Annotated in this window: 14 protein-coding genes and 1 pseudogene; 8 read left to right on the forward strand and 7 right to left on the reverse strand. The window is 59.5% G+C overall.

What is annotated here, in order from left to right:
* The first annotated feature begins 46 nt into the window (after positions 1-46).
* Positions 47-343 (forward strand): hypothetical protein, encoded by a 297-nt coding sequence (locus tag AC1VNY_RS04610; protein ID WP_482404271.1) that lies wholly within the window; start codon positions 47-49, stop codon positions 341-343.
* 257 nt (positions 344-600) lie between these two features.
* Here the strand turns inward: AC1VNY_RS04610 and AC1VNY_RS04615 are convergent, their stop codons facing one another.
* Positions 601-1878, reverse strand: a complete 1278-nt coding sequence (locus AC1VNY_RS04615) for a hypothetical protein (protein ID WP_482404272.1) — start codon at positions 1876-1878, stop codon at positions 601-603.
* 28 nt (positions 1879-1906) lie between these two features.
* Entirely contained in the window at positions 1907-3085 is a 1179-nt protein-coding gene (locus AC1VNY_RS04620) for a zinc-dependent alcohol dehydrogenase (RefSeq protein ID WP_482404273.1), read from the reverse strand.
* Positions 3086-3206: 121 nt separating this feature from the next.
* Between AC1VNY_RS04620 and AC1VNY_RS04625 the strand changes: the two genes are divergently transcribed.
* Both AC1VNY_RS04625 and AC1VNY_RS04630 read left to right on the forward strand, forming a co-directional pair.
* The gene (locus AC1VNY_RS04625) at positions 3207-3992 is read left to right on the forward strand and encodes an SDR family NAD(P)-dependent oxidoreductase (protein WP_482404274.1); all 786 of its coding nucleotides are present in this window, start codon (positions 3207-3209) and stop codon (positions 3990-3992) included.
* A gap of 205 nt (positions 3993-4197) precedes the next feature.
* Positions 4198-4425: a VOC family protein gene (locus AC1VNY_RS04630; RefSeq protein WP_482404275.1), complete on the forward strand. Its 228-nt coding sequence runs from the start codon at positions 4198-4200 to the stop codon at positions 4423-4425.
* Here the strand turns inward: AC1VNY_RS04630 and AC1VNY_RS04635 are convergent.
* Positions 4422-5180, reverse strand: a complete 759-nt coding sequence (locus AC1VNY_RS04635; protein WP_482404276.1) for a DUF72 domain-containing protein — start codon at positions 5178-5180, stop codon at positions 4422-4424. The genes AC1VNY_RS04630 and AC1VNY_RS04635 overlap by 4 nt on opposite strands.
* 788 nt (positions 5181-5968) lie before the next feature.
* Entirely contained in the window at positions 5969-6625 is a 657-nt protein-coding gene (locus AC1VNY_RS04640) for a formate dehydrogenase accessory sulfurtransferase FdhD (protein ID WP_482404277.1), read from the reverse strand.
* 399 nt (positions 6626-7024) lie between these two features.
* Here AC1VNY_RS04640 and AC1VNY_RS04645 point away from each other — a divergent pair, with 399 nt between their 5' ends.
* The 5 genes from AC1VNY_RS04645 to AC1VNY_RS04665 all read left to right on the forward strand — a co-directional run bounded on the left by AC1VNY_RS04645 (position 7025) and on the right by AC1VNY_RS04665 (position 10276).
* Complete coding sequence (locus AC1VNY_RS04645; RefSeq protein ID WP_482404278.1) at positions 7025-7366, forward strand: low affinity iron permease family protein; 342 nt, start codon at positions 7025-7027, stop codon at positions 7364-7366.
* A 129-nt stretch (positions 7367-7495) separates the two neighbouring features.
* On the forward strand, positions 7496-8503 hold the full coding sequence (locus AC1VNY_RS04650) for a DUF3618 domain-containing protein (protein ID WP_482404279.1): 1008 nt from the start codon (positions 7496-7498) through the stop codon (positions 8501-8503).
* 24 nt (positions 8504-8527) lie between these two features.
* Positions 8528-9106, forward strand: a complete 579-nt coding sequence (locus tag AC1VNY_RS04655; protein WP_482404280.1) for a hypothetical protein — start codon at positions 8528-8530, stop codon at positions 9104-9106.
* 64 nt (positions 9107-9170) lie between these two features.
* On the forward strand, positions 9171-9587 hold the full coding sequence (locus AC1VNY_RS04660) for a phage holin family protein (RefSeq protein ID WP_482404281.1): 417 nt from the start codon (positions 9171-9173) through the stop codon (positions 9585-9587).
* Positions 9584-10276: a hypothetical protein gene (locus AC1VNY_RS04665; protein ID WP_482404282.1), complete on the forward strand. Its 693-nt coding sequence runs from the start codon at positions 9584-9586 to the stop codon at positions 10274-10276. The genes AC1VNY_RS04660 and AC1VNY_RS04665 overlap by 4 nt, the downstream gene beginning before the upstream one ends.
* A 1430-nt stretch (positions 10277-11706) precedes the next feature.
* Here AC1VNY_RS04665 and AC1VNY_RS04670 read toward each other — a convergent pair.
* From AC1VNY_RS04670 to AC1VNY_RS04680, 3 genes and pseudogenes are all read right to left on the reverse strand, one after another.
* Positions 11707-11848: pseudogene (locus tag AC1VNY_RS04670) on the reverse strand (DUF892 family protein); the annotation flags it as partial.
* An 81-nt stretch (positions 11849-11929) separates the two neighbouring features.
* Entirely contained in the window at positions 11930-12286 is a 357-nt protein-coding gene (locus tag AC1VNY_RS04675; RefSeq protein ID WP_137482149.1) for a PRC-barrel domain-containing protein, read from the reverse strand.
* 404 nt (positions 12287-12690) lie between these two features.
* The gene (locus AC1VNY_RS04680; RefSeq protein WP_482404283.1) at positions 12691-12876 is read right to left on the reverse strand and encodes a hypothetical protein; all 186 of its coding nucleotides are present in this window, start codon (positions 12874-12876) and stop codon (positions 12691-12693) included.
* Positions 12877-13901 lie beyond the last annotated feature (1025 nt).

Consider the following 13901-nt stretch of genomic DNA (forward strand, 5'->3'; position numbering starts at 1 on the left):
AGAGCTTTGGCCGGAGAACTATGCAACCAGGCGAAATGCTATTTTCATGAAAGTCACCGCCATGCGCCGCTCAAAACTGCGTGCCTTTCGCAATAAGCTCGACTTGTCGGATCACACGCAGGTCCGGATACTCAAGAAGAAGCTCCGCGTCTCGGACGCAGAGCTTAGTGAGATCGTAGGCAGGATCGGCAATTCGATAGCCGGTATTAGCAAGGAAGTAGCCGCTCAGAAGGCGTACCTCCCGCCTAAGGTCGCCAGGCTTCCCGCCGCAGCGGTGACCGCCTCCGCCTCCGTAGCCACCGACGACGCGCCCCGGATCGGGACCAACGAACAGGTCGCGTAGGGGGGCTCATTCTGGAGGGGTCATGGATTTATCGACGATCGCAAGAGAGGAACTCGTTCTCGAAGCATCCACCCTTCGACGCTCCCCGATCACAAAGGGCAGTGTTAGGAGTTGGGACAGCCGACGGGCGTGCTGCCGTTAGAGATGGCCTGAGGGTTGAAGTGCCGGTAGGGGGAGGGCGGCGGGTCAAAGATGCGAGAGAGCCGCTGCATAGCGCTCTTTGTCGCTTGAAGGGATGATCAGATCGACTCCCGACCTCAATAGGCATTGTTGGCGATCGAAGCAAGCCACCAATCGCCGATCGCTTGGGTCAGATCGCTCCAAAGGCTCGAGGGGAGATCTGGAACGGCTACGCGGACGCTATAGCGATCGACCGTTAAGTCGCGAAACCACTCCGTTGCCGCAAAATCGAAACCGAAGCTTCCGGCATGACGAATGGGAAATCCGATTTCCCCGAGCTCCTGGCTCATGCCTGCCGCCGCTTGGCGTGCTGCTGCCTCATCGAGAGGTACGCGAGATCCCAAGGTGACGTATAGTCCGTGGACGGGCTGCAACTGCGACGCCAAGCCGCGCAGCTTCGTCGCGAAATACCGGGAGGCGAAGCGACCGTTTGACAGGATTGATGCCGTACGCCTCCTTGTCAAAAGGCGGTAGGCCAATGTACCAACATAAGGCGGAAAGTGTGCCGGCACGGCCGCGTTGCCCAACAGCCTTATAGCGTTGCTTGTTTCATTGATGAGCCCTTCGAAGCAAGACGGGGAAAGCCCCTCCGTCGCGAATTCATTGCGGATGAACGTAACAGAGCCGAGCCGCCCGTACTCCGCACCCAGCGAATCCAGCTTGTTGTGACTTCTGACCAAAATTAGGGGAATGCCCCAGCGACGCGACCACCGGACGACCTGCTCGATGCGCCCTGAACTGCTGGCAAAGCAGGTCGTGTCGAAGATCATGAGGTCGAATAGCGGCGTTTTCGAATTGACGGCATCGCGGAAATCGCGGGATGCGATGCACGAATCCAGCAGCAGCATCCTTCGGCAGTCGCTCTTGGTGCAAAAACTATCGATCGATCCGACCACGAGTTGCAATTGACGAGCGTAGCCTTCGATCAGCTCGAGCGTTTCCCCGTAGGATCCTTTTAGCGCAATGACCTCCGCGCTTCCGATCGATTTGCAGAATGCGAACAGGAGCGAAGCAATCGCGGCCATGCCGGACGCCGTATAAATCGATTGCCGAATAAGCCGCTCATCGAGCACATAGAATGACGGTCCCTCTACGGCGAGGTCCGCGCGTTGATAGTCGTATTGAAATTTGAAGGGCCCGCTGGTTGCACGGGCGCCGCCGGCCCAGGCCGTCTCCGTTGCGTTCCAGTCCTCGATTTCATGGGCGGCTCTAAGAGCCGCGGTCAACTCGAACTTGCTGCGAATGACATTAGCGACCGAATCCGGACGATCCAGAGATAATGGTGTGGTCAGACAGCTATTCAAAAGCTTCAGTTCTTCGAATTTTCGATCAAAATAGGCGTCTGTGCTCTCCATTGTAATCTGCTCGAATGGCCGCGCGTCGTCAGGCTCCGAAGGGCTTCATCACGACCTTGATACAACCATCCTTCTTGTCCCGGAAAGTCTTGTAAAGCTCCGGTCCCTCCTCGAGCGCTGCGCGATGAGTGATGACGAAAGACGGATCAATCTCACCCTTCTGAATGCGATCCATCAGCTTCGGCATGTAATGCTGGACTGGGGTCTGGGCCATCCGGAAGGTGAGGCCGCGATTAATCGCGCTGCCCATGGGAATCTTGTCGAGATAACCGCCATAGACGCCGACGATCGAGACCGTACCGAAATTTCGGCAGCATTCGATCGCCTGACGAAGGACGTGCGGCCGGTCCGTTCCCATGAAAGTCGCGACCTTGATCCGGTCGATCACGGAGCTAATGCTGGCCGTCGTTTCAGGCTCGGTGCCAACGGCATCGATGCAGGCGTCGGCGCCGCGCCCGCCGGTTAACTCCTGGATGCGATCGAAGATATCGTCCTTTTTGAAATCGAGCACCGTTGCGCCCGACTGCGCGGCGAGCACCAGACGCTCCGGAATAGTGTCGATCGCCAGCACGCGCTCCGCCCCCAGCAGAAACGCGCTCTTGATTGCGAATTGCCCTACAGGGCCGCAACCCCAAACGGCCACTGTCTCGCCGCCCTTAATGTTGCAGAACTCGGCAGCCATGTAGCCGGTTGGAAAGATGTCCGACAGGAACAGCACTCGTTCGTCAGTGAGGCCTTCCAGAACCTTGTAAGGTCCGACATCGGCGTAGGGCACCCGCAAATACTCCGCCTGTCCGCCGGCAAAGCCGCCGAGCATATGCGAGTAGCCGAACAAGCCGGCCGGAGAGTGTCCCCACACCTTCTCCGCCATTTTGGCGTTCGGATTTGACCGCTCGCATCCGGAGTAGAACCCATTCTTACAGAAGAAGCATTCCCCGCAGGAGATCGTGAAGGGCACCACGACCCGGTCGCCGACTTTGAGCTTGGTATTGTCTTTACCGACGTCGACGACCTCGCCCATCGTCTCATGGCCCACCACATCGCCTTTTTCCATGCTCGGCATGACGCCGTCGAGCAGATGCAGGTCCGATCCGCAGATGGCGCAGGCGGTCACCTTGATGATGGCGTCGCGCCCATGCTCGATCTTCGGATCCGCCACGGTCTCGCACCGAATGTCGCCTTTGCCGTGCCATGTGAGAGCTTTCATTCTGGAACTCCAAGCGAGGGATGACGGCTAAGCGGGATTGCGCCTCGAAGTTCCTAACATGTTAGGAACGGCCCATCCCTCGCGCGATTGATAGGCAAGTTCGAGATAACGGACAGCAGAGATGGACAGGCGATTTGCAATCGTGACCGTCGCATCGACGGGAATCGGTTACGAATTTGCGCGGATTTGCGCACGCGAAGGATTTGACTTGCTGATTGCCGTGGATCAGGTGGAAATCGAAAAAGCGGCAGCGGATTTGCGAAGTGAGGCCGGCGCGGACGCCGTCGAGGCTCTTCACGTCGACCTCGCAACGCAAGAAGGCGTCGACCAACTCCATGCGGCGACCAAGGGCCGTCCGATTGATGTGCTGATGGCGAATGCCGGGCGTGGACTCGGCCATGCGTTTCTCGACCAGAAGCTCGCCCGGATTCGCGATGTAGTCGACACGAATGTGACCGGAACGACCTGCCTGCTGCATAAGGTTGGCAACGACATGCGTCGGCGCAATCAGGGGCGCATTCTGATCACAGGCTCGATCGTCGGCTTTATGCCCGGCAGCTTCCAGGCGGTCTACAACGCGTCGAAGGCGTATCTGAATTCACTGTCATTTGCGCTTCGTGAGGAGCTTCGCGGCACCGAAGTTAGCGTAACCTGCCTCATGCCGGGCGCAACCGAAACTGAGTTTTTCAAGCGCGCCGAGATGCTCGACACCAAAATAGGATCAGAGGAAAAAGACGATCCCGCCATGGTCGCGCGCCACGGCTTTGACGCCATGATGAAAGGCGAGGGCGATATTGTCACCGGCTTCAAGAATAAGCTCCAGTCCGCAGTGGCAAACGTGATGCCAGCGGAGAGGTTCGCGAAACAACACCGGAAAATGGCGGAACCCGGCTCCGCCAAGCATTAGCAGGCGAAACAGGAGCAAATTGTCATGCTTATGAAATGAATGCTAGTCGGCGCTCTGCTGGCAGCTAGCTCTGCCACCGCGCTTGCAGCGCCCTTGGGGTACCGCCAATCGGGACGCCGGATCGGGATCGGTCGCGATTGGCAAGGCGAGTGAGACCACGGGCACTGCCTCGCCGACCGCCACGGAGCATCCGCCGATATCGGCCATGAACAAGGCCAGCGAGCATATCGCAACATCGTCACAGGACGCGCAGCGTCAGATGCAAAGCGAGCCGACGGCAGCCGGACAGTCGAAGACGATCGGCGCCCGGCGTCAACGTTGCCTTACAGGCGCCCACCGGAAGATCGTGAGCCGTTTCCATGCGACGGCGGTGTCGAACGGCGGAAGCGACGACGGGGCGCCAGGCATCCGTGAAAAATACAATGCCAACTAATACGGAGCCTTCCGGGGGTCTCTGCTCAATCGCTTCAGCATCTTACGCAAAGCCTGCGCGTCTGCTGGCGCCGCGCTTTTCTGGTCGTTGTCGAAATAGACATAAACGTCACAACCTTGCCGCTTCCAGGACTTGAGGCGATCGGCCCATTGTGCAAGCGCTGTCTGCGAGTAATGGCCGTGATAGCGGCCGCTTGGGCCATGGCCACGGACATAGACGAAATCAGCCGTGCGCTTCCAGGGCGCCGGTGCATCGTGATGGTCGGATACGCAAAGTGAGATGTTCTCATCAGACAGCATTTTGAGGATACGCGGTTGATACCAACTCGGGTGACGGAATTCGAAACTGTAGCGGCGTTTCCTCGACAGCAGTTTGAAGAACGAGCCTAGCCGGTCGGCGTCCGCTTCGAATTGAGGTGGAAGCTGAAACAGGATCGGCCCTGCCTTGCCGCGCAACAGCGAAATGCGGTCCTCCAGCAGCTCGATGCTGTTTTCGGAGCGACCGGAAAGACGCTTCCAGTGCGTGATGAACTTCGACGCCTTCCAGGCAAAGACAAAATCGCGGCCAGTTTGCTGCCGCCAGGCCATCACAGCCTCCGGCGTCGGCGTGCGGTAAAACACGCCGTTCAGCTCCGTGGTCTCGAACTGATCGGCATAGTAGCTAAGCTGGTCCTTTATTCGGACCTCCCGTGGAAAAAACGGACCTCGCCAGGAGGCGTAGTGCCAACCCGAGGTGCCGATAAGAATGCGTGCCATCGACGTCGTCCAATCTTGTCGCATTGCCAAAAATGCCGGGCGTGACGCGTAAGACGACGTATCGACGCCCTGAGCAGAGCAATGTTCCTGATCCTCAAGTCCTGGTTTTTCTCTTGATCGACTTGACGTTGAGGAGTTCGGCATGCGGCAAAAGGCAAAGATTGAAAACTACAGGCCCCGGCCGGCGGTTGGGGAGCACTCAATGCAGTGGCTCACGTCCTCCACGCAGGAAAGAGGTGGCAATTCTTGGCAGCGAGATCTTGCTGAAACAAAACAAGTCTGCCGGCTTCATGGTGTGTGCCGCTCCTAGGCCAAGCCTGCAAAGCCGCGTGTTCTCTTCGACCGGCTGGGCCGCCATATTCCGCTCCGCGTTCGCCCATTTGGAAATCGTCCTGCGTCTCCCCGATCACGAGCAACGTCGTGTGTGCGTGCGAGGCAAAGACGACCATCTCGGCGCCAAATGCCATCAGCCACCAAGGAAGCCCTGGCCGCTGCCACCTGGCCGTCGCCATGACAACTTTTACAGCCGAACCACGCATGCAGCCGCTTGCCCTGGCTCAGACTGTAGGCGTTGGCCTCATAGGCTTACCTAGCGAAAACAGACCTGGGGAGGTGCGCCGGCGATGCCGTTCGGCATCAACGCGATTGTCTCGAACGCATCAGCTGTCGGTGGATCGAGCCGCGATTATCGCTCCTCCCGCTGGCAGCCCGCCAAAGCAAGCGCAAGTGCGACCATCTGACCGTCAGCTCAAGGGAATTGCGTAGGTCCTGAGGCTTCATTCCTCTTCTTACGCGCTCAGGCCATGTAAGAATCTGAACTCGCTACCACGCGCGATACCGACCAGCATGACCCTCGAGACGGTTGCGTCTCGGGCTGCGAGCGCGGTCGGAGCAGAGACCGCGATCAGAATGCCTACGCCGATGACCGCGGCCTTCTGCACTAGCTCGATCGATACGCGGCTAGTGAGAACCAGCGCGCCTAAAGAGCCGACGACACCCCCCTCTGCGGCCATCGCTGGCGCGAGCTCGTCGTGGGCATTTTGCCGGCCGACATCTTCGCGTAGGAGCAATAACCCTGAACCGGGCCGACAAAGCCCGGCGGCGTGCGTCGCCCGGGTCGCACGATTGATATCCTGTGCCGCGGTCAGCCTGTGCACGGCAGAGGAAATGTCTTCGGCGGCGAGCGATAGGTCACTCGTAACATGTGGGGTGGGCGAACTGGCGTCGGCCAGGCTTTCGGTTCCGCGGAGGCCGCAGCGGGCCGACCGGTCGCCGCCGCCGTGCCGCAAGGCGGTCGCTCCGGTCGGAGGTGAGCCACATCCGCGCTGCACGCTGTCCCGTGCCGGACGATGTCGAGGTCCTCGATCTCGGATCGGCGGAGCAATGATTCCCCCAGTCAAGCTGAACCCGAAGGCAAGATCAGTGAGATCGGCGGATGCCGCCATCACGACGCAAGGGTCGTTCCACTTACGCCAGGATTCTGGGGTATCTTCGGCAAGCGTGCGGGCCGCAAGTCAGCGCGACCTCCGGAAAGAGGAAGCGACACCCTACTGAGGTGATGGTTCCTAAACCAACGCCATGCCGTCAGTGGTTGCCATTGCGCTAGGCCCTCGGCAGGTGGTTCGAGAGCTGGGCCGTCAAGCCGGCAGATTGTCTGTCATCCCTTGGGGACCTCATCGGCCAACAACTCGGCTTCCGCTTTGTACCAGAAGGTGTCCATCGCTCATGCCGGTTCGCCAGCCTGCTTCCAAAGACGGGAGGCCCTGTTACGAATGTCTTCAAATCCGCCATTCGAGGGTTGCCCGCGGCAATCTCGCTGTCATTGGCTGTGGAACACGCCGGGCATGCTCACGTTGGCTGACATGTCACCTGCCGATCTCAGAGGCTGGCTAACCAAGATCGGCGTCGCGACGTCGCGGCCAGCGGCGTTCGTTGTCTTTCTGGCCTACGGAGCTTGCTGGCTCGTCTTGGGAAGCGGGCTAGAATGGCATTCGGTCGCTACCCTCGCGACCTGGGGAATGACACTCCTGATCCAGCGCGCCGAACATCGCGATACTCAAGCCATTCATGCCAAGCTTGACGAACTTCTGAAGGCAGTCGGGAATGCAGATGACGACCTCATGGACGTCGACAAGAAGGATGCTGAGGAAGTCGAGCAAGAGCGCGCGCACGTTCAGGCATCTTGAATAAGCACTGGACCACATCCTTCGTGTTGATACGCCGAAGCGCAGTGGTACGAAGAAAGCAAGTAGGAACGAATCAATTTAGCGTGGGTTCGTCTCGCAGCAATTCAGGAAATCGAGCGAGGCGATGCGATGACACGATCCGTAGAGGAGCTCCGGCGCGAATCCGAGCGCAGCCGTGCCGAGCTGGCGGCGACGGTCGACCGCTTGAAAGATAGCATCACCGAGACGGCGCAAGACATCCGCCACGTTGTTTCCCCGGAGCACATCAAGTCCGAAGTCTCCGACTTCGTCGGCCAGAAGACCCAGAGCTGGGTCGGCGATCTCAAGGACAAGGCGCTTGAGAACCCCATCCAGGCGCTTGCGGCCGGCGCGGCCGTGGCTTTGCCGCTGGTGCAGATGGCGCGCCGCGTTCCCCTGCCTCTTCTCATGATCGGCGCTGGCCTCGCTCTTAGCTCGAAGAGGGTGCGCGCCCGCGTCCAGGATGCGGTCGACCCTTTGAAAGATGAGGCGGAGCGAGTGTCTCAGGAGACTGCATCATCCGTCCGTGGCGGAGCCGCGGGACTGGCCGATACGGCCACCGACGCCGCCGGCGATCTCAGGGATAAGGCCACCCAAACCTTCGACACTCTCGCCTGCAAGGCATCGGACGGCGTCGACGCGGCCAAGGACGCGTTCGAACGACTGCGCAGCGGCGTGAAGGATACAACCGATGCGGCCAGGGACACCGCCCAACAGGCCCCGGCCAAGGCACGTGAAGTCATCGGAGACAACGCCGCATTGATCGGCGGACTTGGTATTGCCATCGGCGCGATCATGGCCGCGGCCCTCCCGTCGACCGACGCCGAGGCCAAGGTCATGGGACCGACGAGTGGCAACGTCAGACAGGCCGCGAGCGACGCTACTGCGTCCGGCTTCGAGGCCGCAAAGGACGCGGCGTTGTCGGCGGCAGATGCCGCGGCCTCCAGTATCGCCGATGCGGACTTCGGGGAACACGCCAGCCGTATGACGGAAGGCGTTGCGGAGAGACTTAAGGAGGCCGCGGACGACATCGTTGCGGCCGCCTTCGACCCGAACCGCAATTCCAACACCTCAAACTCTAATGCCTCGAACTCCGATACCTCGACCTCCAATTTTTAAACTCTAAGACCTGAAGAGACATCAATGAGCGATCTCGACTTGAACCAGCGAAATACCGCCCAAGAGCCGGATGCCCCTCTGTCGGAGCGACTGAAGGATCAGATGCACGACGCGGCAGCCGAAATGAAGGAGCGCGCCGGTGACGCTCTTCGGGCTTCGACCGACACAGCGCGGGAGAAATTCGCGGAAGCGGCGGGCGCAGCAAGAGATGTGGTGTCCGGGGCCGTGGACCAGTTCCAGGATCGGAAGCGTGACAAGCAGCAATCTGGCGCCGCTTTCATCGAGCGTTTTGCCGGCAATATCCGGGAAGCCGCACGCGCATTCGAGAACGATGCACCTCTCGCGGCAAAGGGGATTAACTCGGCGGCGGACTACGTTGAAGGCGCTGGCGAGAAGATCCGCAACGGCAGCTTTCGAGATCTCGTCGACAACGCTGCCGGTTTTGCCAAGCGTCAGCCGGCGGCCTTCCTCGGTCTCTCGGTTCTCGCCGGCTTTGCCGCTGTGCGTTTTCTGAGGGCCTCAGACGGCGGTTCTTCATCGCAGGGAGACGAACGACCGGCGTCAGGGAATGACGAGGCGCGTTCCGGCGGATCGAGCCAATAGTAATCGTGCAAGCCGGTTCGAGGCCATCGCACTGGCAAATCAATTAAGAGAGCGGTGAGTTGACATGACCATTCAAGAGGACGTCAAGACCGGACGAGAGGATCTGCGAGCGGTATCGGCCCTTATCGGCGATGCGCTTTCACAGGCCGCGAAGCTTTTCCAGAACGAAGTCGATCTTGCCAAGGCGGAACTGACCGAAAAGGCCCAGACGATGGGCGGCGCAATCGGCCTTCTCGTCGGCGGCGCCATCCTCCTTATCCCCGCTTTGGTAATGGCACTATTCGCGCTCTCGGCCGCTTTGATTTCCGCCGGCTGGTCACAGCCGTTGTCCTATTTGACGTCGGCCGTGGTGGCCGCGGGCATCGCAGGACTTCTCGTCGCGATCGGCATAAGCCGGTTCGATTCGAGAAAGCTGATCCCCGGTGAAACGATGCGGCAGCTCGAGAAGGACAAGGATACCGTGAAGGGAATGGCGCGATGAGGAGCGAAAAGCCCGGTTTCGTCGATAGTCTATTGACCGCCGCGAAGGATAATCCCGTGGCGGCGGCGTTGGTCGGAGGCGGCTTGCTTTGGCTGATGACCGGTGACGAGAAGATGCGGACAGCTGCTAAATCGTTCACTAACGCGATGGGGCCGGCCAAGGACCTCGGCGCCAGGGCCGCACAATCCGCCGCATCGGTTTTTGAGACATCTCCACCGACCGCGCCCGATCCGGACGACGAGGCCGCCGGCGCCGCATCCGACGTAGTGTCGGACACGGCGAAGAAGGTGAAGGGGCGTCTGAACGACGGCGTTGCCTACGCGAAGGAGACATTGAGTGGAATCGTCGATCCATCGGCCGGGAAGCAAGCCTACGAGAAGGCGGAATCGACACTGGCCGCTGCACTGGAACGGCAGCCTCTGTTGCTTGGAGCCGTTGGCGTAGCGATCGGCGCTGCGGTTGCCGGAGCATTGCGCGTGACAGCGCTTGAATCCGAGACAATGGGAGAGCTGAGCGACGATGTGAAGAATGACTTCGGCAGGCGCGCGGAGGCCGTAGCACAGAGCCTCCGCGAAGCCTCGGACACCGTGAAGGCCGAATTTGCCGACATCAGTACCGAGGCGCTGGACCGCGCCAGACAGGTGGGTCTGGATGCGGTGGACGCCGCGCGAGAAGCAGTCAAACCATAAGAGATATATCTCAGGGCCGATGGATGCTGCGCTTCTCCTCAACTACTCGGCCCTGAATCGGTGGCAAGCGGCCTGGCATATTCGAGTGCGGCCGTTTCGCGGGCGCCACCGCCAGCGTGGCATCTGCGAGCGAGGTCGTCCATAGCAACGCGGATCAGACGGATGCTGTTTGCAGCTCGCCGCCAAAACTGTCACCGCGCAACAATGCAAGAATATCGATGGAGCTGCTGTTTGCCATATCCACAGTCCTGGTCCTTACGATGTCTGCCGCGTCGGCGCAGTCAGACGGAGACCTGAGTGGCAAAGGCGCTGTTCAGGCGATCCAGCGGCTAGCTCGATGACGGCCTCCAAAGTTCTCGCGGGATAATGGGCATCTCCGAATTTCGACGAGCGGCAGCGGTCAGGAGCTCAAGATGCTGCAGGTGATCAAGGCCGTGACACGAACATGACGGTCAGGCCGGTAAGCGAGCAATCACAATGACCCCATTAGCGGCGGTCGGAAGGGTTGGTTAGATGATGAGAAAGGCCAACGCTTCGACTGTGCTGGGGGCGCTGTTGGTGATAGCAGTCTGCTATCTCCTATTTGTCACGACCTGACATCGAACGCGATGCCAAGATTGTCGTGGTCGAGGACGGATGGTCATCCAAGCTGCGGGCCTTGCCGGGCCCCAGGACCGGATGGCGTTCTATGCTTTTTGATCTGCTCTTCCACATGGGAATGAGCTGAGATCGACATAGTTGAACGCAGGCAAATCCGTTCTCTACCTCGGCAAATAAGATGGCAATAAGCTGCGCTGCACGGCGAAAGTTGAGACGGGTGGCCCGGACCGTCACCAGCAAAGTGCTCCAGCGCTTCTTAAGCACTCGATGCTTCGGCGATTGCATCAAACGCGGCCGCAGCATGAGGGGCCCCGATATGTCTGATGTCACGCTTGCGTGCCTCCGCGCCCGCCGGTGCAACATCACGCGGTATCGCAAACTGCTCGCAAGCCCGCTCACGTGCGCGGGGCGCGACGCAAGCGGCCTAACGCCCCGAGGGCGGCGAGGAACAACGATGTATCGGGGCAATTGCTTTTTGAGAAAGCATGAGCCTTGAGAAAGCGATGACGCTACCGACTAGAAGTGCGTTTCAGAACGATGCGACTGTTCTAGGGCGAATGGACAGAGAAGGCGCGTGCATCGGAGTGACCAAACTGCGGGTTCCTCACGTGCGGCCGGCGCTCTTAAAATTCAGCTAGCTTGCGGCGCTCTTCCATCTGTCGGGCTTTCCGCATCGCCGCTTAGCGGGCTCGGCATGGCCCAAGGCCCTGGCAAGCTCTCGAAGGTGCGATGATTCGAGGGCGACGCGCTCACTGAGGCTCGGGATTCCCTTCTTGCGCTTACGGCTCTTTCTCAATGCAATCCTTTTCCGTTCAAGTGAACGAGCGTGCCGCTCTCGTGGCCTCGGCCAATTTAGGTGGAGCGTTCAGGATCCTTTTTCTCAGCGAAATAGACGTCTTTGAGCGTGTCGTGAAAAAGGTCGTTCAGGGTCTTGGTCTTGGTGTATCTCCAGTCGGCAAATCGACACGACAAGCCGGAGAACCTTGCGTGGTTTCAGAGCAAAAGCCCGGTGTGCACGACGCCGGGCTTCTGAAGAGCGTCGATGGAGTTCGCTCACCAATAGGGCGAGGCCTGATAGTAATCGTAAACGCGCTGATCGTTTGCGCGATTCCAGCTCCAGTCATTGTCGTTTGTGTAGCGTGGCGCTTTATCCAGTTGGTCCTTGGTGATGTTGGTGCGGTACCCGCCGAGGTTGGTGTCATAGGTCAGGCTCGACCAAGGCGTGGGATAATGGTCGTCGCCGATGCCAAGGAAGCCGCCATAACCCAGCACGGCGTAGGCGACCTTGCCCGACACCTTGTCGATCATGACGCGCTCGATGCTGCCGATCTTCTGCTGGTCTGCGCCATAGACGGCCGTGCCTTCCACCTTGTCACTGCCGATGAGGTTACCTGTTTCGCGTTCTGCCATGGACGTTCTCCGAGGGTTGACATTAAAAACGTCAAACGCGATCAAAACAGCCTTGTTCCTCGCGGTCATGCTTCACTCCCCAAGGGCTGCTGGTGCCGCCAGGATTTCAGCATCTCGCCCGCTCCGCGAGCTCAATCTGGAATCGAAGCGCTGGGCGTAGAGATGCAGCGCAGCGTCATGAACGGTATCGGACGAGGAGCATCCTGTGAGCGGTCGTCGCGTGGCCCGATGCATCGACCCGGATACTGCGCCCTCTTTCGTATCGGTGCGAAAGCGAGCCCGGCTAGGTCAAGCAGACCCTAGCATGACCGAATCGCAGCGTGCCCCGCTTCAATCCCCGACCTAGCAATCAGGGCCGCTTCAATTGACACGGCCATTCTTCTTCAACCTTGAGAGCGATACTTTCATGGCTTGCTTTCGTCCAGCGCGGCTTGCGACTTTTTGGACGCCTCCAGCGCGGCCTCGCTGGCGGCCAGCACCCGGTAGCTGCGCTCCATGTCCTCCAAGTAGCGTCGCGCGAAACTGTCACGTGTTGCTTCCTTGGCGTGGCGATAATGTTTCGCCATTTCCAAATAATCATTTGCGCTCATTCCATTATATGCGGCCGACCGCGGGAGCGTTCCTCCGAAACCAGTGGTTTTTGCATCTGCAAGTGCTTTGGCGCGTCGGATGTTCCTATGAGAGAGCGCCTTCACCCATGTTAACGCGCGAAGCGGCCTCCGTCGTGTACCATTTCCAATCCGATATGGCCTTCGAGGGGGAACGTGCCGAACGAACCGGCTTTCGAACCGAAACAGGGTGACCTTTGGCGTGTCCTGCTTTCATTTGCGGTGACCGCGGCTGTTGGAGTCAGTGCTTACTTCGCCATTCGCTTTTTGATTGGCCTTTGAGCGGTTGGCTACAGGGGAGCATGATCTACCAATAATTACCGGCGCCACGCAGACGCCCCCAGCCAGATTGACCCAGTCATACCTCGCGCTCATTTTTGGATGCTGGCCTTTTGAAGTCTGGTATCCTTTGCCGCTTTTCCCGATGACACTTATTTATCCAGGCCGGATTGCGAATCCGTAGAAGAGGCGCCGGTTGGCGCGTCTCCGTAACCTCTCATTGTACGGTAGGATTCTCTGCCTGAAGAGGGCCGAGGGTCGCGCGCCGATGAAGCAGGGAATAACTGGCTCGGCTTTAGGCAGAGGTGTTGGGCCGTTTTCGCCTGGAGGCCGCCAACTGGGGCGATTGCTTCGTTTCGCCGCCGCCACTTCGCTCTTCGCGAAGCAGATCCGTTGCGCGCATCTCCGGAGTGAAACTTTCCCCCAATGCGCGTGAGCCAATCGTCAGGACTGCCTCTTTGCGATTACGAAGGGCGGAAAGCAGTTGCAACACACACCGGTAGCTCAGCGTTGTTAAGTCGGAGGTTGGAGCCCGGGCGTTCGCAGCCATTCGCTTGTGTGGCCTGCCAGATCAGCCTGGCGAGCCTTCTTCAGCAGGGCCTTGAACCTCCTCCGAATGAGTGGACACCTGTAGTAGGCTCAAGGAGCCCGGAGGTGTCGAATGCCAGAACGTCAACGTCGATCGTTCACAGAGGACTACAAGCGCCAGGCCGTTGAACTGGCGGTCT

It is taken from the genome of Bradyrhizobium ferriligni, assembly GCF_056837965.1.